The following is a 21,418-nucleotide window of genomic DNA, read 5'->3' as shown; positions in this document are numbered from 1 at the left end:
ATCTGGTGAACAACATAAAGAAGACTTCATATTCGATTGGAAATACAGGCGTAATCATTGCATTGAGTATTATTCTCTTTTGGTTTGCGTCATTATATTTTCTTATCAGTCTGGACATTTTATGGTCAAACCCTTTAGTTTATTTAGGGATCTTGATCCAAACCCATCTTTATACAGGTCTATTCATTACAGCGCATGATGCAATGCATGGGATTGTATCAGAGAATAAAAAGCTTAACCATACCATTGGATGGTTTTCAGCCCTTCTTTTTTCTTACAATTTTTATTGGAAACTATTTCCCAAACACCATGAGCATCATCGATTTGTGGCTACTGACAAAGATCCTGACTACCACCCTTCGGGCAAATTCTTTATTTGGTATTTAAGTTTTATTAGGCAATATGTTTCTGTCTGGCAGATCCTATTGATGGCGGTCACATTCAATATCCTTAAACTTTTTTTACCCACAGAAAATTTAGTCGTTTTTTGGATGCTACCTGCAGTACTCTCTACGCTACAACTTTTTTATTTTGGGACTTACCTGCCACACATGGGAGAATCCGACAACAAACACCATTCAAATAGCCAGTCAAAAAACCATTTTTGGGCATTCATTTCCTGCTACTTTTTTGGTTATCATTATGAGCACCATGATTCTCCGGGGACACCATGGTGGAGACTTTGGAAGATAAAAGAAGATCTCGAACAAGACATTTGAATTAACATTTGTCAATTTTTTACAATTGTTTGAACAATCCGTACTGTAAACAGATTAGTACTTGATAAACTAATACCAGCATATGAGAATATTCTTTACACTAATCCTAATTTCATTTACAATTTCCGAATTAATAGCGCAAAGCGGAGAGGTTAGAGGTAGGGTTTTTAATCCTGTCAATAATGAAGGAATACCCTTTGCCAACGTTGTCGTATTAGGAACAGAATTTGGGACGGTAACCGATGAAAATGGGAATTATGTATTAACAGAGCTCCCTGCGGGACTTTACAACATCCGGGCAAGTTTTATTGGATTTCGTGCCAAGACTTCCTTTGAAATTCAGGTAACCTTAGCCAGGGCAGTAAGATTAGACTTTGACCTCAGGGAAGAGGCCTCTGAATTGACCGAAGTAACTGTAGATGCGGATTTTACACGTTCTGATGAAACCCCAATCTCAGTCCGTAGACTTAACACCAATGAAATAGAAAGATATCCCGGCGGAAACAGAGATATCAGCCGTGTCATCCAATCTCTCCCGGGCGTTGCAAGCACAGCAAGTTTTAGAAATGATATCATCATCAGAGGCGGCGCACCAAATGAGAATAAGTTCTTTGTAGATGAAATCGAGGTCCCTGTCATCAACCACTTTTCGACTCAGGGTTCTTCAGGCGGTCCTGTAGGTATTCTAAATGTAAACCTGATCAAAAATGTAGATGTTGTCACTGGTGGCTTCCCTGCAGATAGGATGAATTCGCTCAGTTCTTTCTTTGAATTTCAATTGAAAGAGGGGCGAAAAGATAAAATGTTTACACAGCTTACTTTGGGAGCAAGTGAACTGACACTATCCAATGAAGGTCCGATCGGTGAAAAAACTACTTATATCCTTTCCGCTAGAAGATCATACCTACAGTTTCTTTTCAGACAGCTTCAGCTTCCATTTCTGCCTACATTCAATGATTTTCAGCTTAAGACTACCACAAAACTCAATGCTAAAACTGAACTGACATTCATCGGTGTAGGTGCTATCGATAATTTTGCTTTGAATTTTGATGTACCAGAAGACGAAACCGAGGAAGAAAGGGAGCAAAGACTTTATACCTTAGAAAATCTCCCAGTCTCAACACAATGGAACTACGCCACGGGTTTGAAACTGAAAAGATTTAGAGAAAATGGTTTTTGGACGTTCATTTTAAGCAGAAATATGCTTAACAACAGGTCAATTAAATACGCCCAAAATGATGACAGCAATCCCGAAAACCTATTATTTGATTACAATTCGCAAGAAAGTGAAAACAAGTTCCGAGCAGAAAATTCTATTTTCAGCAATGGGTTTAATTTAAAATATGGCGTTAATTATGAATACTCTAGATATTTTATAAGCAACTTTGACCGAAGCACTTTGGCAACAGAGGGAGGAGTCATAAATGTAGAAGCAAAAGCGTTTTTTAACAGCTACGGAGCATTTGTATCCGGAAGTAAATATTTCAACAATGAACGATTACTTGTAACCGCCGGTTTGAGAATGGATGGCAGTGACTTTGGTAAAACTGCCCAAAACCCTCTCAACCAGCTTAGCCCCCGGGTATCAGTTTCCTACCAAATCAAACCGCAGCTTTTTTGGACAGCCAATATCGGCATCTATTATCAGAAGCCTCCTTATACTGCCTTAGGCTACAGAAACAGTGAAGGAGAACTTGAAAACCAGATAAACGATATCAAATTTATCAGGTCTACGCATTTTATAACCGGAATTGAAAAAGTAATTCCTGAGAAAAGCAGACGGTTCAGTGTAGAAGGATTCTATAAATTATACGCTAATTATCCATCTTCCGTCAGAAATGGCATCTCACTTGCCAATCTTGGAGCAGACTTTGGCGTAATTGGTAACGAACCGGTCATTTCCAATTCAGATGGTAGGGCGTATGGTCTTGAGTTCTTGGCCCAACAACGTTTTTTCAATAATTTCTATGGAATTGCCGCAGTCACTTTGGTCAGAAGTGAATTCACCAATCCAAAGACCGAAGGATTTGTGCCTTCTGCATGGGACAATAGGGTAATCGTAAGCTTGACAGCAGGCAGGAGATTCAGGAAAAACTGGGAAATCGGTGCCAGATGGAGGTATTTGGGCGGATTACCATATACACCCGTTGATGTTGAAACATCTTCACTGAGAGATGTTTGGGACCTTACAGGACGAGCAATCTTGGACTTTAACCAAATCAATTCACAAAGGTTGGCTGCATTCAACCAACTTGATTTTAGAATTGACAAGAGATATTTCTTCAACAGGTGGAACCTGAATTGGTATTTTGATGTGCAGAATGCCTTCAACTTCCAAGCCCAACAGCCTCCGGTTTTGGTTCCAGTTAGGAATAATGACGGCAGCATCAAAATAGACCCAAATGATCCAAGCAGGTATCAGATGAGATTTATTGACAATCCCGTAGGCACCATTCTACCGACCATTGGGATTATTGTTGAATTCTAACAATCTCCTTTGGAATTACATGAAAAAACCGTCCCCCAACTTAACAGGGGACGGTTTTTTAGTCAAATTGATTGGGTTTATTGTACGTTTATCAATGATTCACGTCTTCTCATTTTTCCTGCCGGCAGACCATACATCATTTTAAATCTTCTACAGAAGTAGGCTGTGTCTTTGTAGCCCACAACTTTGCCGATATCACGGATACTTTTCTTGGATGTTCTGAGTAACTCCACAGCTGCCTCCATTCTTTGGTATTCGATATAATCCTGTGGATTGATTCCGGTCAGCATTTTGAAATATTGACCCACATAATCCTCGGATACATTGGCAACTTTGGCCAAAACCTTATTTGATAAGTCTCCACCAATATTTTTCTTGATATAATTGAACAAATCAATCAATCTCGGATCCTTAAAGTAGGTGCTGTTGGTGGAAAGCTCTTCCACAAACAACCTATTTTTGAGCACATGGCGAACGATCTCTATGACCAAGAGTTCGGTATACAGTTTGATTACCCTTTCTTTACCCGGGGTATTTTGTTCTGATTCCTTGATGATGTCTTCGACGATAGTCGCTACCCTGTCATTAAACCTGATGACAAAAGGTGGAATTCCTAACGAGTGAAAGAAATTGACAACGTCAAAAACCTTGGCTTCAAAATTCAGGATGGTGACACAATCCTCCTCCACGCTCTTGATTTCCCTAAAAGAAATTGTCTGAAGGTATTTCCTTTTATTATCTAAAAAGCCCTCATTGTTGGTTTCGGTTTTTTTCCCTTGCTGACCAAAAGAAATGTTCGTTCTTCTTCCCGCAGGGATAAAAAGGATTTCGCCTTCGTTTACCAATTCCATTTCATCAGAGAACTTGAGAGACCCTTGGTGAAGCAACAAAACAGTATTCTCAGTGTCACTGTAATCCAAAACTGTAACGGGCTTTTCAATTTTGAAATTGTTGCCCTTCAGAAACCTAACCCCGACAGATTCGATTACCTTATTGTAATATTCCATGAAAGCAGTTATTATAGGTTATGGCGTAAAACTATCACAATTTTCTAAAAGCAAGGTGATTATTTAATATTTTTTTGATAAAAAAAGAAAAAAGGTATAAAAAATAGATTTTATACCCTTTTTATTGATTAATATTTGATTATCTTATTATACTTCTTGATATGACTATTTTTTGAATTTCGCTTGTCCCCTCATAGATTTGTGTAATTTTTGCATCCCGCATCAATCGTTCTACATGGTACTCTTTGACATAGCCATAGCCACCGTGAACCTGAACCGCTTCGATGCTGACATTCATCGCAACCTCTGAGGCATAGAGTTTGGCCATAGCGCTAGCCAAGGCATAATCTTTTCCTTCGTCCTTCAGCCAGGCGGCTTTAAGCACAAGAAGCCTCGCTGCTTCGATCTGGGTAGCCATATCTGCCAATTTGAATTGGATGGCTTGGTGCTGATTGATAGGCTTTCCAAAAGCTTTTCGCTCTTTGGAATAAGTAAGTGCCAATTCATAAGCTCCTGATGCTATTCCCAATGCTTGGGCTGCAATTCCGATCCTTCCGCCGTTAAGTGTTTCCATGGCGAAAGTAAATCCAAATCCCTCCTCTCCAATCCTATTGGCAACGGGAACCTTTACATCAGAAAACATCAAGGAATGGGTGTCAGAGCCTCGAATGCCCAATTTATCTTCTTTTTTTCCAATTACAAATCCTTCCTGACCTTTTTCTACGATAAATACAGAAATTCCTTTATGACCTTTGGAAGCATCTGTCTGGGCGATGACAAGGTAGACAGAGGCAGAACTTCCGTTGGTAATCCAGTTTTTGGTACCATTGAGGATATAGTGATCACCTGCCAATTCAGCAGAAGTCTTTTGGGAAGTAGCATCCGAACCGGCTTCAGGTTCAGACAAACAAAAAGCACCGATGATTTCCCCGGCCGCCAATCTCTTCAAATACTTCTCTTTTTGGGCTTCAGAACCATATTTTTCCAATCCCCAACAAACTAGGGAATTGTTTACCGACATACAGACGGAGGCTGAAGCATCGATTTTTGAAATCTCTTCCATTGCCAACACATAAGAGACTGTATCCATTCCCCCACCGTTGTATTTAGGATCTACCATCATGCCCATAAATCCAAGTTCACCCATTTTTTTGACCTGCTCCTTGGGAAACCTCCCTTCCGTATCTCTGTCTATTACACCCGCTAAAAGTTCGGATTGGGCAAACTCCCTTGCGGCATCCCTGACTGCTACATGTTCTTCTGTGTATTCGAAATTCATAAGAATATTTGGGTTAATTATTTCAGTTGGAATATATAAGAAAAAAAAATAAGGGACAATTTCTTGCCCCTTAAAGTAAACTCATTTGCTCGATTTAAGTTTCCTTAATCTCTGTTACCAAAGAAAATGAAGATATAATAGGCCAAGGTGGCCAATGCTGCAAGTGCTGCCACCACGTAAGTCATGGCTGCCCATTTCAAAGCATCTTTGGACATTTCGAATTCGGAAGGTGTGACAATATTCCTTTCTTTAACCCAAGCCAAAGCCCTGTTGCTGGCATCAAATTCCACAGGTAGTGTGACCAATGTGAACAGTGTCATCACTCCATAAGATCCCACTACTATGTACCCGATGATTTCATAAGGAAGTCCCATAAAAGCCCCTCCCAATAAGGATGCGATCAAGACAATATTCAATATTTTCCCACTGATGTTTTGGACAGGCACCATCGCAGACCTGAGATTGAGCCAAGCGTAAGAACGCGCATGCTGTATAGCGTGGCCACATTCGTGGGCAGATACAGCGGCTGCAGCGGCATTCCTACCATAGTATACATCCGGACTGAGGTTGACAGTTCTGTTCATAGGATTATAGTGGTCAGTAAGCTGACCTTCCACAGACACTACCTTGACATCGTGGATATTGTTATCTGCCAACATCAATTCGGCAATTTCCTTTCCCGATAGATTTGCCATCAACGGCGTCTGTGAATACTTTTTGAACTTGCTTTTCAGCTTTGAGCTGACTACAAATCCAAGCACTGCGAAGACAACGACAATTAGAATAATCATAGTTTTATATTTTTTGCTAAAGTGTTTACGAAATTAAGAAGATTTGGATACTTTTTTGCCAGTTATTTTAAAGACAATTCCCAAAGAAACAAGACCAAGGACGACAATTGTCAAAACCTGACTGCTATGAACGATCACAGCGAATATTTTTCCATCTGATTCACTCAGTCCATATGCTATCAAAATGAAGGCCACCAATGCATGAAAGGTACCTATACCCCCCTGAACCGGTGCAACCATGCCAATACTTCCCATTACCATTACCATCAGCAGCGAGCTAAGTGACAAGTTGGCAGTGGAAGGTATGGCCCAAGCTACCAAAACCAAGGTGACATAATAAATCATCCAGATAGCAAATGAGCTTCCCCAAAACCCCGATTGGTTTCGGACTTGCCTGATGCTGATGATACCTTTGACCAAATCCCTGGTAAAGTGCCTTAGTTTTCTAAAAATATTTCTTTCTCTGTATTTCAGAAAAGCAAAATAAAAGAAAATGGCCATGACCAATAAGCCTCCGATTAGAAGAGGAAGGTATTGGGTTACTTTTTTTACCAAAGTTTCTAGGGAAACCAGTTCCGAAAAAAGCTCCAGAAACAGGTTTCTTTCAATGACAAATGCCAGGAAGATGGTGAAAACGAGAAAAAGAAGGTCAACGGTTCTTTCCAGAATTACCGTCCCAAATAATTTACCCATTTGTAAGCCATCGGTTTTTGCCAAAACCCCACAGCGGGCAAATTCTCCGGCTCTCGGTACAAGCATATTGGTCAAGTAACCAATCATGAGTGCCCAAAAAGTCCTTGAAGTGGGAGTTTTATAGGATTGATCAGCATCTATAAGCAGTGCCCACCGCCAGGACCTAAGCCAAAACCCAAGAAGGGAAACCAAAACAGAAATCCCTATCAAAAGGAAAGAGGTTTCTGAAACAGCCTTCAAGAGACTATCAAGACTGATGTCTTTGTATAAAAACCAAAAAATCCAGACAGCAACTATGAGCGATATTGCCACCTGAATCCATTGTTTGAGGCTTAACTTCACATTTATATCAATTTATTATGGTCATCAGGGAATACGATGACCGGTTTGTGTTTTTTTGCTTCCTCAAAATCCATAGAAGCATAGGAAATGATGATGACGATATCGCCTACCTGCGCTTTTCTGGCAGCAGGACCATTGAGGCATACCATCCCGCTTCCCCGTTCTCCTTTGATGATATAGGTTTCCAGCCGCTCCCCGTTATTGATGTTTACGATAGCGACTTTTTCATTTTCAATCATATTGGCAGCGTCCAAGATATCCTCATCTATGGTAATGCTTCCAACATAATGTAATTCTGCTTGGGTAATCTTTACCCTGTGGATTTTAGATTTTAAAACCTGAATGTGCATGTGGGGAAATTTTGCGCGAATTTAATCAAATATGGAAATGTTGTCGATCAACCTGACGTCACCGAAGTAAGCCGCAGTACAGATTGACACATTTTTCTCTTCTCCTATATCCTCTAATACGTAAAAGGAATCAGAAGTTACCAATTCAAAATATTCCAATTTCGCTTTTGGCTCAGATTCAAACATCTGGTTGATCTTTTTCCGGATGCTTAACCACGGGCTACCACCCAAAAGTTCTGATTTTGCAAAAAATAATGTTTTCGAAATTATTCGGGCTGCTTGTCTCGACTCAGTATTCAGTCTCAGGTTCCTTGAGGACAGGGCTACACCATCTTCTTCTCGCACGGTCGGAATAACATTGATTTTGACATCGAATGAAAGGTCGTGGACCAGCCTTTTGATGATCGCCACTTGCTGTAAATCCTTCTGACCGAAGTAGGCTTGATGGGGTTTAACAATATTTAACAGTTTGGAAACGACTATTCCCACTCCATTAAAATGACCTGGACGAAAGGATCCTTCCAATATTTTATCCAAATGTCCAAAATCTATGGAAAGCATAGGATTTGAAGGATATATCTCCAAGGTATCCGGCATAAAAAGGTAATTTACCCCGGATTTATTCAATAATTCCAAGTCTTTATCCAATGTTTTGGGATATTTTTCAAAGTCCTGCTGGTTGTTGAATTGAGTAGGGTTGACAAAAATCGATACTACCACAATATCGGAATATTGTTTTGCGATTTTGACTAATTCCAAATGACCTTGATGTAAAGCACCCATGGTGGGCACCAAACCAATGGTTTTATTGCTGTTACGGAAAATTTGAAGGTTATTGTTTACCTCTTCTTTGGTCCCAAGGATATACACTATTGTTGTACTTTGCGAATGTAAAATAGAGGCAAAACTATATTATTCCTTAGAAATACAATGGATTTACCGCTTTTTTTTGTATCTTTGTGCGTTTATTATCACTCATCTAAACACAACAAGGTATGTCCAAACTCCGTATTCTCTACGTTGCAAGTGAAATCAATCCGTTTTTACAGACTTCTGAGGTGGCAAATTTCGTAAGGGCATTGCCCCAGGCGATGCAGGAAATGGGGATGGAAATCCGTATTCTTGTGCCGAGATTTGGACTCATCAATGAAAGGAAGAACAGATTGCATGAAGTAGTGAGGCTGTCAGGGATCAACATTGCCGTAGGGGAAGAAGAGAAACCTTTGATCATCAAGGTTGCCTCCATACCGAATGCCAAGCTTCAGGTTTATTTCATCGACAATGAAGACTACTTCCAGAGAAAAAGCGTGTTTCATGACAAGCATGAAAAATTCTATGAAGACAATGACGAAAGGGCAATTTTCTTTTGCAAAGGCGTCATAGAAACAGTGAAAAAATTAGGTTGGGCTCCTGATGTGGTACATTGCAATGATTGGATGACGAGTCTGATCCCCATGTACCTCAAAACTACCTACAAAAACGAGCCTCTCTTTAAGGATACAAAATCGGTTTTTGCTATTTACAATACCGGATTTACCCATAAATTTGGCGACGATTTGTTTGAGAAAGTCAAAATGGTGGATATCGATGACGCCATTCTTGCACCCCTCAAATCCAAAGATTACGAAGGCTTCCTAAAAATAGGAATGGAATATGCCGACGTAGTCATCAAAAGTGAAGACATATCCGAAAACCTCAGCAAACTCATCGAGGAGTGCTCTAAAGAAAAACAGTGTGAGATTAACAACGAAGAAGAGAAACTTTTTGAAAGTTATTACAACATCTATAATGACTTGGCCGGCTAAGCTGTCCGCTGTATTATTCATTGTTCTTACCATTGCAACTTCCTGTGAGGATCCTTCCAATATAGGTTTGGAGCTGGATCCGGAAAACAATCAGATAGGGGTATTCTACCAAGAAATATCCCTGTCTGCTTCTGTAGTGCTACAAGATTCCCTGAGTACCACCAACAGCGGTGTGTTAATTTATGGAAATGAAGAAAGTGATTTCTTTGGAAAAACAGAAAGCATAGGATATACCCGACTATTCTTCAACAGAGATATAGCCAGGCCCAAAGAAAACGCAGTGCTGGATTCGGTCAGGTTTCTGATTAGCATGCGGGAAGTTCTTACCGCTGACACCATCAATCCGAAAACCATCAATATCCACCTACTCACAGAGCAAATCCGTGATGTTGATTATTATAATTTTAGTAGCGTAGCCTATGAACCTACTCCTTCTTTCAGTGCATCATTTAATTTTACCAATAGACAGGATACCATCGTATCTACCAAAATCGATAATGCACTGACCCAAGAAATCTTTGCAGAGTTGAAAAACGGCAGGTATTTTCAGGATATCTTTTCATTCCGTGAGTTTTTGCCCGGCCTTGCTTTCAAAGCCGAAGAAGGTGAAAATGTAGGTTTTAGTACTGTGATAGGGAATAACACGGGATTCATTTTTTATTTCAAAAACGAAGGAGATACTATATCTCGAGCATATCCTATCGCGACTGGGATCAATTTTAACTTAGCCAGACATTTCAGCCAAGTCATCAACGATCCTACAGGCACACCGACTGAGGTTGTTACAAAACCCACAACCTCATATGATTTAGGCCAATTTGCAGGTGGCAAATCGACATTTGGAATGTATGTGAAATTAGACATGAGTCCATTAGATGAATTTTTGGATACATTGGTCAATGCAAATTTCAACCAAGTGACATTAGAAATGGGCCCCTTGGTCAACTATTCTCCTAATAGGCTACCCCCACAATTTCACATGATGTTTTTCACGAATGAAACCAATGAGGTTCTATTTAGGACTGATGGACTTCCGATGGCGGTTCAACCCGATGGAAGGCTTCAAGTAGACCCTATTACTTCAGAACCTAGTTTTTCTCAAACTGACCTGCCTGCTTTATTGACTTTCGTCAAGGACGAAAAGAATTACAAGCAGTTTATTACTTCGCACATGAATGCAGTTTATAGAAAGAAAATGGTTAGAAGAGACTTCCTTTTATACCCCGGTGTCTCAACTCAGGACAGAAGTATTATTCAATCATTGAGAGATTATGTTATTGACCAAAACACTATCAAACTGAAAATCTTTTATTCAAGAAGCAGATCTCTGTAGAGTAACCTATTTTAAAGAAGTGTAGATAAAAGTTGCTTTATTTTGTAAAAGTGTATTTTTTTAGCTTTAATTTTTACGATAATTCTAAAAAGTATACATTTGGAATGTTAAATTTTTATCTATGTGTGGAATCGTAGCTTATGTGGGGCAACAAGAAGCCCTGCCAATCATCATCAAAGGACTTAAAAGACTGGAATACCGCGGCTATGACAGCGCAGGGGTAGCCCTTCTCAACAAAGACGGCCTGAGTATTTACAAAAAAAAGGGCAAGGTATCAGAATTGGAAAACCATCTTGGTTCTTTCCAAAACCTGAATTCAAAAATCGGTATAGGACATACACGTTGGGCCACCCACGGTGAACCCAATGATGTCAATGCCCATCCCCATTATTCATCCAATGAAAAATTTGCAATGATCCATAATGGCATCATTGAAAATTATGATGTCTTGAAAACAGACCTGATTAACAAGGGGTACAAATTCCAAAGTGAAACTGATTCTGAGGTATTTATCAAATTCATTGAGGATATCTATTTTAATAATTCTTGCAGCCTTGAAGAGGCTGTGAGATTGGCGTTGCACAAAGTAGTCGGTGCTTACGCCATCGTGATCATGAACATTGAAGAACCTGACACGCTGATTGCAGCAAGAAAGGGTTCCCCGCTTGTGATCGGCGTTGGCGAGAACGAGTATTTTTTGGCTTCAGATGCCACTCCCATCATAGAATACACCAATCAGGTGGTCTATTTGGATGATTATGAAATTGCAGTCATCCGTGACAACAAACTTCAGATCAAGACCATTGAGAACGTCGAAACCAATCCGTATATCAATCAATTGGAAATGGAACTCGAAGCCATCGAAAAAGGCGGATATGAGCATTTCATGTTGAAAGAAATCAACGAGCAACCAAGGTCTATTGCCGATTGTATGCGGGGAAGGTTGGATGCCAAAAACGGCAGGTTGGTACTTGGTGGCCTGAGGGATTACATGAATAAGTTCCAAAATGCCGATAGGATCATCATTACTGCCTGCGGAACTTCATGGCATGCGGGTTTGGTAGCCGAATATCTCTTTGAGGAATTTGCAAGAATCCCTGTGGAAGTGGAATACGCTTCTGAATTCAGGTATAGAAATCCTGTTATTTCAGAAAAAGATTTTGTCATTGCCATTTCCCAATCAGGGGAGACGGCTGATACTTTGGCTGCCATCGAGTTGGCCAAATCCAAAGGAGCGACCATCTTCGGAGTATGTAATGTCGTAGGATCTTCGATCCCGAGAGCAACCCACGCGGGTTCGTACACCCACGCGGGTCCTGAAATCGGAGTAGCCTCCACCAAGGCATTTACTGCACAGATATCGGTATTGACCATGATGGCCTTGAAATTGGGATACCAAAGAGGCACTTTGTCCGAAACGAGGTACATGCATTTGTTAAATGAATTGGCAACCATTCCATCCAAAGTCGAAAAAGCACTGAAACTTGATGCAAAGATCAAAGTCATTGCAGCCGAGTACAAAGATTCCCGCAACTTCCTGTATTTGGGAAGAGGGTATAACTTCCCGGTAGCTTTGGAAGGTGCTTTAAAACTAAAAGAAATTTCTTACATCCATGCTGAAGGTTATCCTGCGGCGGAGATGAAACATGGCCCTATTGCCTTGATAGATGCAGAAATGCCGGTAGTATTCATTGCGACCAAAGATAGCTCTTACGAAAAAGTAGTTAGCAACATCCAGGAAGTAAAAGCCCGAAAAGGCAAAATCATCGCAGTAGTAACCGAAGGCGATACGACAGTAAGGGGTCTCGCTGACCACGTGATTGAAATCCCTGAGACAGAAGAAGCCTTTGTTCCTTTGATTGCAGTAGTTCCTTTGCAGCAACTTTCCTACCACATCGCAGTCATGAGAGGCTGTAATGTCGATCAGCCGAGGAATTTGGCAAAGTCGGTGACGGTGGAGTAAATGGGTTAATGGTTAGGGGTGGAAGGGTAAAAAAAAGTTGACAGGTATGAGGTGAAAGGTGAGTTCAGATTACCTCTTTAGATTTTGGTAAAAAAATTGATTTAAACCATGAAACTGCCCTTAGGTAATTCCGAAGGGCAGTTTTTTTTAGGACATTGACAAATCCATTTTTGGAAAATTTCTTTAAAAATTTAACCTCTATTTCAATAAAATAAATAGATCATATTTATTGAACCACAAAAAAACAAAAGCCCGATCTTTGTATCCTTTGTTCCTTTGTGGTTGATTCTTTTTTTCTTGAGATTTGCTTATTAATCAATTACCATTTTTTGGAAATTTTGTATTCTTATTCTCTTTGTTCCCTTTTGTTCCTTTGTGGTTTAATCTTTTACCTAGGATGCATCATGTTCTTTTTTCTTTTTTTCTTCTGCGTACTTGCGTGAGGTATATTTTTTACCGCAAAAGAATGGATGGTTTTGCAATGGGAGGCAAATGATTTTGAACTTCCCTGTTTTTGGCCGAAACTCTAAAAACTCTCTTCTCCTTGGTTCGGCCAAAAACCGGAATCGTATTTTTTGTCTTTATCCCCGAGTTGCTTTCCTTACTCGGGGTTATGATTATGTGATCCCTTCAGGATCATATCCCCCGCAGATGATAGTGCCTCCCAAACCATTATTCATTCAGCAATTTTAATTCCCATGCTTTTTTCCCTTTCCCTTTGTGTACTTGCGTGAGGTATATTTTTTACCGCAAAAGAATGGATGGTTTTGCAATGGGAGGCAAATGATTTTGAGCTTCCCTGTTTTTGGCGGAAACTCTAAAAACTCTCTTCTCCTTGGTTCGGCCAAAAACCGGAATCGTATTTTTTGTCTTTATCCCCGAGTTGCGTTCCTTACTCGGGGTTATGATTATGTGATCCCTTCAGGATCATATCCCCCGCCGATGATAGTGACTCCGAAACCATTATTCATTCAGCAATTTTAATTCCCATACTTTTTTCCCTTTCCCTTTGTGTACTTGCGTGAGGTATATTTTTTACCGCAAAAGAATGGAAGGTTTTGCAATGGGAGGCAAATGATTTTGAGCTTCCCTGTTTTTGGCGGAAACTCTAAAAACTCTCTTCTCCTTGGTTCGGCCAAAAACCGGAATCGTATTTTTTGTCTTTATCCCCGAGTTGCGTTCCTTACTCGGGGTTATGATTATGTGATCCCTTCAGGATCATATCCCCCGTCGATAATAGTACCTCCCAAACCATTATTCATTCAGCATTTTTAATTCCCTTCTTTTTTTCCTCTGCGTCTCTGCGTGAATTAAAAAATCCCTGTGTATAATCAAACCAAGCTTTTACACGAGGGGTATTTGAACAAATAAGGAAGCGTTGCATTTTGTGAACGAATTGGCAAAAAATAAAATTTCTTCCTTATTTTCATTTCCGCCTTCAAAACCACCTTCCAATGAAAAAAATACAAAGCCTTTTCCTGTTTTTCCTTTTGTCCACCCTCTCTGTTTTTGGACAAAAAAGTCCTGCCGGAACCGCAGACATCTCCCTTCAATATTACCTCCCTTCCGGATTTACTTACAATGAAAAAATTCCAAAGCCAAAAGACATTTTGGGGTTTGAAGTCGGCGAATGGAATGCAGGGTACGATCAGGTCATCCGGTATTTTGAAAAACTTGCAGAGAGCTCTCCCCGGGTAAAGTTTGAAACCATCGGCTACACGTATGAAAAGCGACCCCAAATCATGCTGACGATCACCTCTCCCGAAAACCTCGCCAACATTGATAAAATCAAAACAGACAGACAGCAACTCCGCGACCCCAATGCCAAGATTGATTTTGACAAAATGCCCTTGGTCATGGCTGCAGGATATTCTGTCCATGGCAATGAAGCAAGCGCAATAAATTCCTCGATTTTGGCGGCCTACCATTTTGCAGCCGCTAATGAAATCGAGGCAGATCTGAAAAATATCATTGTCTTAATAGATCCCGCACTGAATCCTGACGGAAGCAACCGATATTCCTCTTGGGTCAATACCCACAGGTCTTACAACCTCAACGGCGATCCTGCCAACCGTGAACACAGCGAAGCTTGGCCGGGAGGAAGGGGAAACCATTATTGGTTTGACCTCAACAGGGATTGGTTGCTCGTGCAGCATCCCGAATCACAAAACAGGGTCGCTAAATTTCAGGAATGGCTTCCCAATATTTACTTGGATTACCATGAAATGGGCACCAACAATACTTTCTTTTTTCAACCGGGAATCCCAAGCCGAGACCACCCGCTGACTCCAAAGAAAAATATAGAACTGACTGAAAAAATTGCCCAATACCATGCCAAGGCCATGGATGAGATGGGTTCGCTTTACCATTCGAGGGAAAGTTTTGATGAGTATTATTTTGGCTATGGCTCCACTTATCCGGATATCCAGGGTTCTATCGGGATCTTGTTTGAACAGGCTTCTTCAAGAGGTCACTTGCAGGAAAGTATCTACGGTCCGCTGCCTTTTTCCTTTACAATCAGAAATCAGTTCCGCACAAGCGTGAGTTCCTTTGAGGCAGCCAAAAACATGCGGGGAGAAATCAACAAGTTCATGCAGGATTTCTATGCTGAATCCTTGAAAGAATCTGCCGTGGACACCAACAAGGCGTATATCTTTGGTGATACCGCAGATGCCGCGCGAGGTTTCCATTTGGCTGAAATGATCCAACAGCATCAGATCGATGTCTACTCCCTCAACCAAAACATCACTGTCAACGGTGTCCCTTTTGAGAAAGAAAAAGCGTACATCGTCCCACTCAATCAGCCACAATACAAGCTAATCAAAGCGATCTTCGAAACCCGAAATACATTTCAGGACAGCCTTTTCTACGATGTCTCCGCCTGGACATTACCGATGTCCTTTAACCTTGACTACACCGCGCTGAGTAGCAAAATCATGAATCTTGCTGACGTCACACTTCTCGAAGAGGGTTTTGGCAAAAAAGTCGGAACCCTGATCGGTGAAAAAAACGCCTATGCCTACGCCTTTGAATGGGCAGATTATTATGCGCCAAAGGCTGCTTACAAGTTGATGGATGAAGGATTTTTGGTTCGCCTGACCCATGAACCGATCACCCTTGCTGACGGAAAGTTACTGAAAAGAGGAAGTATTCTAGTCAGTTCCCAAAGGGATGCAAACGAAGATTCTTCGCCCAAACTCCTTGCTTCCTTAGCTTCCCTCGCTGCCGAAACGGGAATCACCGTCTACGGCATCAGCACCGGATATACCGCAGGTATCAATATCGGTTCACCAAGCATAGATGTACTGAAGAAGCCTGAAGTCGCCATCTTGGTCGGTACAGGTGTTGCAAGCGGAGAAGCCGGTGAAATGTGGCATTTGATGGACCAAAGATTTGACATGCCGATAACCCTTCTGCCTGTAGAAAGACTTCGGAATACAGACCTCAACAGGTACAATGTCATTATCATGCCTAATGGCAATTATTCAAGTTGGGGAAAATCCGAAGCCGAAGAAATCAAATCATGGGCAAGTGCCGGAAATACTTTGATCGCCCGGGGATCAGCCATGACTTGGCTCAACAGCAATGAGCTGGTTTCTTTTACTTTCAAAAAAGACCCGAAGGAAGAGGAGAAAAAGCCTGACCTACCCTATGCCGACTATACCAAAAATACCGGCGCCAGGATGACAAGCGGGACGATTTTCCATGCAAAGCTAGATGTGACCCATCCAATTGGTTACGGATATGGCAAGGCTGAACTTTTCACTTTCCGAAACAGCAACCAGGTGCTCGAACCGGGAAAAAATCCTTACTCCAATCCCATGGTCTATACCGACAAGCCTTTGGCAAGTGGCTATGTCCATCCCGAAAACCTCGAATTGGTAAGAAACAGCAGCGCCATTCAGATCAAGCGCCTCGGCAGGGGACGTGTCATCGGCATGGTGGACAATCCCAACTTCAGGGCGATATGGTACGGAACCAACAAGCTTTTCCTCAATGCCATATTCTTTGGGCAGGTGATCGAAGGCGGGACTGCGGATTGATCTATAAATATCCAACCCTCCAAGCGTTGAAAACTTTCCAAGGGTTCAGAACCCTTGGAGGGTTTCTTCTACCCAAGTGTTTTCAAGAAATCCTTTTTGTAAACCAAAGGAGTCACACCGATCCTTTCTTTGAACTGCCTGTTGAAATTGGAAAGGGTATTGAAACCGCTCTCATAACAGATTTCACTGATATTGGCGTCCATCTCATGGAGCAGTTTGCAGGCATGCCCGATCCTGACATCGGTGAGAAACTCAGAAAATGATTTGTTCATCCTCGAAGAAAAGTACCTGCTAAAGGCACTTTCAGTCATATTGGCCATGGAGGCAACCTCCTCAAGCAGGATTTTTTGGCGGAAATTTTCCATCACATACTCATATACCTTGCTCATTCGGTCCTTTTCCGATTCTTTGTTGGTATTGATGTAGCCGGCCTGAGTGATCGGATGGCAATCGGAGGATTCGGACAGGACCCTCAGGATTTCCAGCAATTTCAGGATGCTGTCAATTCCTTTTGATTCCGTCAATTTCTCAAATTGAGGGCGGAGTAATTCATTGGTCTTTCCGCTTATTTCCAATCCCCTTTCTGATTTTTGGAGCAGGGTCTTGATGCCTTCAAACTCCTCCTTGTCATGAATGGCATTCCCCAAAAAGTCCTTGCCAAAGTACACCACAATCCCTTTGGTCATAAGACCACTTTCTTTTTCAAAGTACTGCGGATCGTTCCGCCATAAATGCGGGAGATTTGGACCGGTAAAAACCATGTCAAATTCACGGAAAGGCTTCATTTGATCGCCGATAAACCTTGTCCCTTTTCCCTCCAAAACAAGGAAAAGCTGGTACTCATTGTGAAAGTGCCAATGTTTGTCAAAATTGGGTGCAACAAGCGCTTTGGCGACGAAAGCTTTGTCCTCAGGAATCCTTGATTTTTGAAGTGCCTGTTTCATGATTAGTCAATTATGCCATAATTATACATGAAAATAAATTTTTTGAGCAAAATAAAGTCATAATCAGCAAAAAAAAAGGAAGATTGCCATTTGATAAATACGGAATTTGAATCTTCCAATAAACCCTAAATTCCTCTAAATAAAACTATCCATGAGATATTCTCATTTACTCCTCCTACTTCTCCTCTTCTCTGTCATCAGTTGTGGCAAAAAGTCCAATTTACCGGAGCTTCCCACAGGGCCAAGAAGAGCAGAAATCCTCTTCCTCGGACATGACAGCAAGCATCATGATTCGGAGAAACTGATGCCTTATCTGGCAAGACCTCTTTTCCAAAAAGGCATCAACCTCACTTACACCTCAGATCCCAATGACCTTAACCTGGACAACCTGAATCAGTATGACGGGATCATGATCTATGCCAACCACGACAGTATCACTTCAGATCAGGAAACTGCGCTAAAGAAATATGTGGAAAGCGGCAAGGGCTTTATTCCCCTCCACAGTGCCTCTTTCTGTTTCCAGAATTCTGATTGGTATGTCGAAGCCGTTGGCGGACAGTTCCAATCGCATGGAACGGGGGATTTCACTGTCGATATCATTGCTGCTGAGCATCCTGTGATGCAGGGCGTAGAAGTATTTGAAACATGGGATGAAACCTATATCCATACCCGGATCAATCCCGACATGACTGTCCTGATGGAAAGAGAAGAAAACGGACACCGCGAGCCTTGGACTTGGGTGAGAAATCAAGGAAAAGGACGTGTATTTTACACAGCATATGGACACAATGAGCGCACTTGGTCTCAGCCAAACTTCCATACCCTTGTCGCCAATGGCGTACTTTGGGCGATAGGAGATGATGTAGCCAAGCAGGTGGCTGATTTCAAAATCCCTCAACCGGTTTTTGAAGATGCCGTCATTCCAAACTACGAAAACAAAGACCCAGCACCGAGATACCAACATCCGCTTTCTCCAGAAGAATCTATGAAATTGATTCAGATTCCGGTAGGATTTGAATTGCAGCTATTCGCTTCTGAGCCTCAGATCGTCAATCCTATGGCGATGTGTTGGGACGAAAAAGGAAGGTTGTATGTGATCGAGACGGAAGATTATCCTAATGAAGTGCGCACCGAAGGCGGAAATGACCGCATCAAAATCCTCGAAGATACTGACGGCGACGGCAAAGCAGATAAAGTAACCGTCTTTGCCGATGGATTGAACATCCCTACAAGCATCATGGCCATAAACGGAGGTATCCTCATCTCCATGGCTCCGGATTTTGTATTCTTAAAAGATACAGATGGTGACGACAAAGCCGACTTAAGAGAAGTATTGATCACAGGTTGGGGCAAAAGTGATACGCATGCTGGACCTTCCAACCTCAAGTATGGTTATGACAATAACATTTGGGGTGTTTTGGGTTATTCCGGTTTTCAGGGAACTGTGGGCGGAAAGGAATTCAATTTCTCCCAAGGTATCTATAGATTCGCTCCTGATGCTTCCAACTTTGAGTTTTTAGGCTCTACAAGCAACAATACATGGGGCCTTGGATTCTCAGAAGATTTTAATGTATTCATCTCCACTGCCAACGGTCAGCACTCTGCCTACTTGGCCATGACCAACAAAAACGTCAAGAGACCTATCGCAGGCGGGATGAACAATACCGTCTTTGGTATTGACAGCCACTACGACATGCCGCACCTGACGCAGTTTTTGAGACAGGTCGATTATCATGGCGGCTATACCGCTGCTGCAGGACACAACTTCTACACAGCAAGAACTTTCCCTAAATCCTATTGGAACAGGGTGGCTTTTGTAGCCGAACCTACAGGAAGGGTGCTTCATAATGCCATCATCACCAAAGATGGTTCAGGTTTCAAAGAAAAAAACGGCTTCAATATCCTGGCAAGTTCAGACGAATGGTTCTCTCCAGTGCATGCAGAAGTCGGACCAGATGGTTCTCTTTGGATTGCAGATTGGTACAACTTTATCATACAGCACAATCCAACTCCAAAAGGATTTGACAACGGTGCCGGAAATGCCTACATCAACCCGATGCGGGATGCCAAGCATGGCAGGATTTACCGGTTGGTGTACAGAGGCGCACCGGAATACAAGGGCTTCTCCATTGATCCGACCAAAAATTCAGACCTGATCGCAGGTCTGAAAAGCGACAACATGTTTTGGAGAATGACTGCCCAGAGGCTCATCGTCGAAACCCAAAACAAATCCATCATCGGTGACCTCTACAAGCTGATCGAAAATACCTCAGTGGATGAAATCGGTCTCAATACCGCTGCCAACCACGCCCTTTGGGCATTGCATGGCCTCGGCGCCCTGAGCGGTGATGACGCCAATGCCATCAAGATTGTCGGCAAAGCATTGTCGCATCCTTCTGCAGGTGTGAGGAAAAATGCCATTGAAGTTCTTCCAAAAACCAATGAAACTTTCGCCCTGATCCAATCCAACAAGGTCCATCAGGATCCTGACCTCAATGTAAGAAAAGCCGCTTTCCTAGCCTTATCAGAGATTCCTGCATCTACCGAAGTCAGCAACCTGATCTATGAAGCGAGTCAGGACGAAGCCAACGGCAAAGACGCCTACCTTCCTCAAGTGATTTTCTCCGGGGTACTTGCCCATCCAAGTTATTTTGAGCAAAACCTTGCCACGCTTTTCCCTGAAGAAAAAGTAGATTCTCTCTACACCCTGACAGAAAAACTGACCAAGAGTCTTGTCGTCGAGCAATACAATCTCGACAGAAGGGCAGCGATCGTCTATCCTCCTAATGTCAGCAACAAAGAAATCCATATCGTCACCGAATTGGCAGAAGGAAACGAACCGCTTGAAGGAGTCATTGCCGCCCAAGGAAACAAGATGAACGGCTATTCCCTTTTTGTAAAAAAATCTACTTTGAACTGGGTGGTAAAACAAAACGGCAAAACCTTTAAAATCACCGCTGCTAACCTGCCAAAAGACCTGTTTAAGGTAGAAGCCAAGCTTCTTCAGGGCGGAGAAATGACTTTGCAGATCAATGACAATCCGATCGCTAAAGCAAAAGCGCCTTCCCTATTCACCGCCCCATTGACTCCGGACAGAATCCGTGTTGGCAATGACATGGGTGGAGAAAATCAGGTGGGAGACTATGAAGGCGCATCTTGGCTAAGGGGAAGAATGGGTAGAGACAGCTTCCTCAGCCTCAAAGACCCTAACTTCAACCTGCAGGAATATTTGGCCAAAGGTCCTGAAAAAGCCGCAGCTCCGGTATCAAGGGAAAATGCCATGGTAGTGAAGATCGGCGTCATTCCCCATGAAATGAAGTACAATGTGACGAGCTTCAAGGTGAAAGCCGGTCAGCAAGTTATCATTGACTTCGAAAACAAAGATTTCATGCAGCATAACCTGATCGTTGCCAAGATTGGTTCGCTCGAAACGGTAGGAAAAGCCGCTGACGAAATGGCAAGAGATCCAAAAGGAATCGAAAAAAATTACGTTCCAAACATCCCGGAGATCATCATAGCTTCCAAGCTTGTAGATCCTGAAGGGCTCGAATCCATTATCTTTACCGCTCCAACGGAGAAAGGAGAATATCCCTTTATCTGTACTGTACCGGGACATTGGCGCATCATGAATGGTAAAATGATCGTCGAGTAAAAACAGGAT

General features: G+C 42.0%; 14 protein-coding genes. 7 read left to right on the top strand and 7 right to left on the bottom strand.

Annotated elements, in window-relative coordinates; translation table 11 throughout:
• Nucleotides 1-2 precede the first annotated feature (2 nt).
• Nucleotides 3-719, top strand: coding sequence for a fatty acid desaturase (locus MMU07_RS13175; protein ID WP_241126380.1), 717 nt, complete (start codon nucleotides 3-5; stop codon nucleotides 717-719).
• Between the two features lie 82 nt (nucleotides 720-801).
• Nucleotides 802-3,207 carry a TonB-dependent receptor gene (locus tag MMU07_RS13170; RefSeq protein ID WP_241126342.1) on the top strand — a complete coding sequence of 802 codons (2,406 nt, stop codon included), beginning with the start codon at nucleotides 802-804 and terminating at the stop codon, nucleotides 3,205-3,207.
• Between the two features lie 77 nt (nucleotides 3,208-3,284).
• On the opposite strand, the gene MMU07_RS13165 is transcribed toward MMU07_RS13170, so the two are convergent.
• From MMU07_RS13165 to panC, 6 genes are all read right to left on the bottom strand, one after another.
• Nucleotides 3,285-4,214: a helix-turn-helix domain-containing protein gene (locus MMU07_RS13165; RefSeq protein WP_241126341.1), complete on the bottom strand. Its 930-nt coding sequence runs from the start codon at nucleotides 4,212-4,214 to the stop codon at nucleotides 3,285-3,287.
• 139 nt (nucleotides 4,215-4,353) lie between these two features.
• Complete coding sequence (locus MMU07_RS13160) at nucleotides 4,354-5,493, bottom strand: acyl-CoA dehydrogenase (protein WP_241126340.1); 1,140 nt, start codon at nucleotides 5,491-5,493, stop codon at nucleotides 4,354-4,356.
• Nucleotides 5,494-5,597: 104 nt separating this feature from the next.
• The gene (locus tag MMU07_RS13155) at nucleotides 5,598-6,284 is read right to left on the bottom strand and encodes a zinc metallopeptidase (protein ID WP_241126339.1); all 687 of its coding nucleotides are present in this window, start codon (nucleotides 6,282-6,284) and stop codon (nucleotides 5,598-5,600) included.
• A 33-nt stretch (nucleotides 6,285-6,317) separates the two neighbouring features.
• Complete coding sequence (locus MMU07_RS13150; RefSeq protein ID WP_241126338.1) at nucleotides 6,318-7,319, bottom strand: lysylphosphatidylglycerol synthase transmembrane domain-containing protein; 1,002 nt, start codon at nucleotides 7,317-7,319, stop codon at nucleotides 6,318-6,320.
• Between the two features lie 2 nt (nucleotides 7,320-7,321).
• Nucleotides 7,322-7,669, bottom strand: a complete 348-nt coding sequence (gene panD, locus MMU07_RS13145) for an aspartate 1-decarboxylase (RefSeq protein WP_241126337.1) — start codon at nucleotides 7,667-7,669, stop codon at nucleotides 7,322-7,324.
• Nucleotides 7,670-7,690: 21 nt separating this feature from the next.
• On the bottom strand, nucleotides 7,691-8,539 hold the full coding sequence (gene panC / locus MMU07_RS13140; protein WP_241126336.1) for a pantoate--beta-alanine ligase: 849 nt from the start codon (nucleotides 8,537-8,539) through the stop codon (nucleotides 7,691-7,693).
• 125 nt (nucleotides 8,540-8,664) lie between these two features.
• Between panC and MMU07_RS13135 the strand changes: the two genes are divergently transcribed.
• From MMU07_RS13135 to MMU07_RS13120, 4 genes are all read left to right on the top strand, one after another.
• Nucleotides 8,665-9,474: a glycogen/starch synthase gene (locus tag MMU07_RS13135; RefSeq protein WP_113926273.1), complete on the top strand. Its 810-nt coding sequence runs from the start codon at nucleotides 8,665-8,667 to the stop codon at nucleotides 9,472-9,474.
• Entirely contained in the window at nucleotides 9,458-10,807 is a 1,350-nt protein-coding gene (locus MMU07_RS13130) for a DUF4270 domain-containing protein (protein WP_241126335.1), read from the top strand. The genes MMU07_RS13135 and MMU07_RS13130 overlap by 17 nt, the downstream gene beginning before the upstream one ends.
• Before the next feature lie 121 nt (nucleotides 10,808-10,928).
• Nucleotides 10,929-12,770 (top strand): glutamine--fructose-6-phosphate transaminase (isomerizing), encoded by a 1,842-nt coding sequence (gene glmS, locus MMU07_RS13125; protein ID WP_241126334.1) that lies wholly within the window; start codon nucleotides 10,929-10,931, stop codon nucleotides 12,768-12,770.
• Nucleotides 12,771-14,224: 1,454 nt separating this feature from the next.
• On the top strand, nucleotides 14,225-16,813 hold the full coding sequence (locus MMU07_RS13120) for a M14 family zinc carboxypeptidase (RefSeq protein ID WP_241126333.1): 2,589 nt from the start codon (nucleotides 14,225-14,227) through the stop codon (nucleotides 16,811-16,813).
• A gap of 68 nt (nucleotides 16,814-16,881) precedes the next feature.
• Here the strand turns inward: MMU07_RS13120 and MMU07_RS13115 are convergent, their stop codons facing one another.
• The gene (locus MMU07_RS13115; RefSeq protein ID WP_241126332.1) at nucleotides 16,882-17,757 is read right to left on the bottom strand and encodes an AraC family transcriptional regulator; all 876 of its coding nucleotides are present in this window, start codon (nucleotides 17,755-17,757) and stop codon (nucleotides 16,882-16,884) included.
• Between the two features lie 151 nt (nucleotides 17,758-17,908).
• Here MMU07_RS13115 and MMU07_RS13110 point away from each other — a divergent pair, with 151 nt between their 5' ends.
• Complete coding sequence (locus MMU07_RS13110; RefSeq protein WP_241126331.1) at nucleotides 17,909-21,409, top strand: PVC-type heme-binding CxxCH protein; 3,501 nt, start codon at nucleotides 17,909-17,911, stop codon at nucleotides 21,407-21,409.
• Nucleotides 21,410-21,418: the final 9 nt, after the last annotated feature.

It is taken from the genome of Cognataquiflexum nitidum (assembly GCF_022538055.1).
Classification (GTDB): Bacteria; Bacteroidota; Bacteroidia; order Cytophagales; family Cyclobacteriaceae; genus Cognataquiflexum; species Cognataquiflexum nitidum.
Note: the sequence above shows the minus strand (reverse complement) of the source record. Positions and strands in the feature narration are given on the sequence as shown.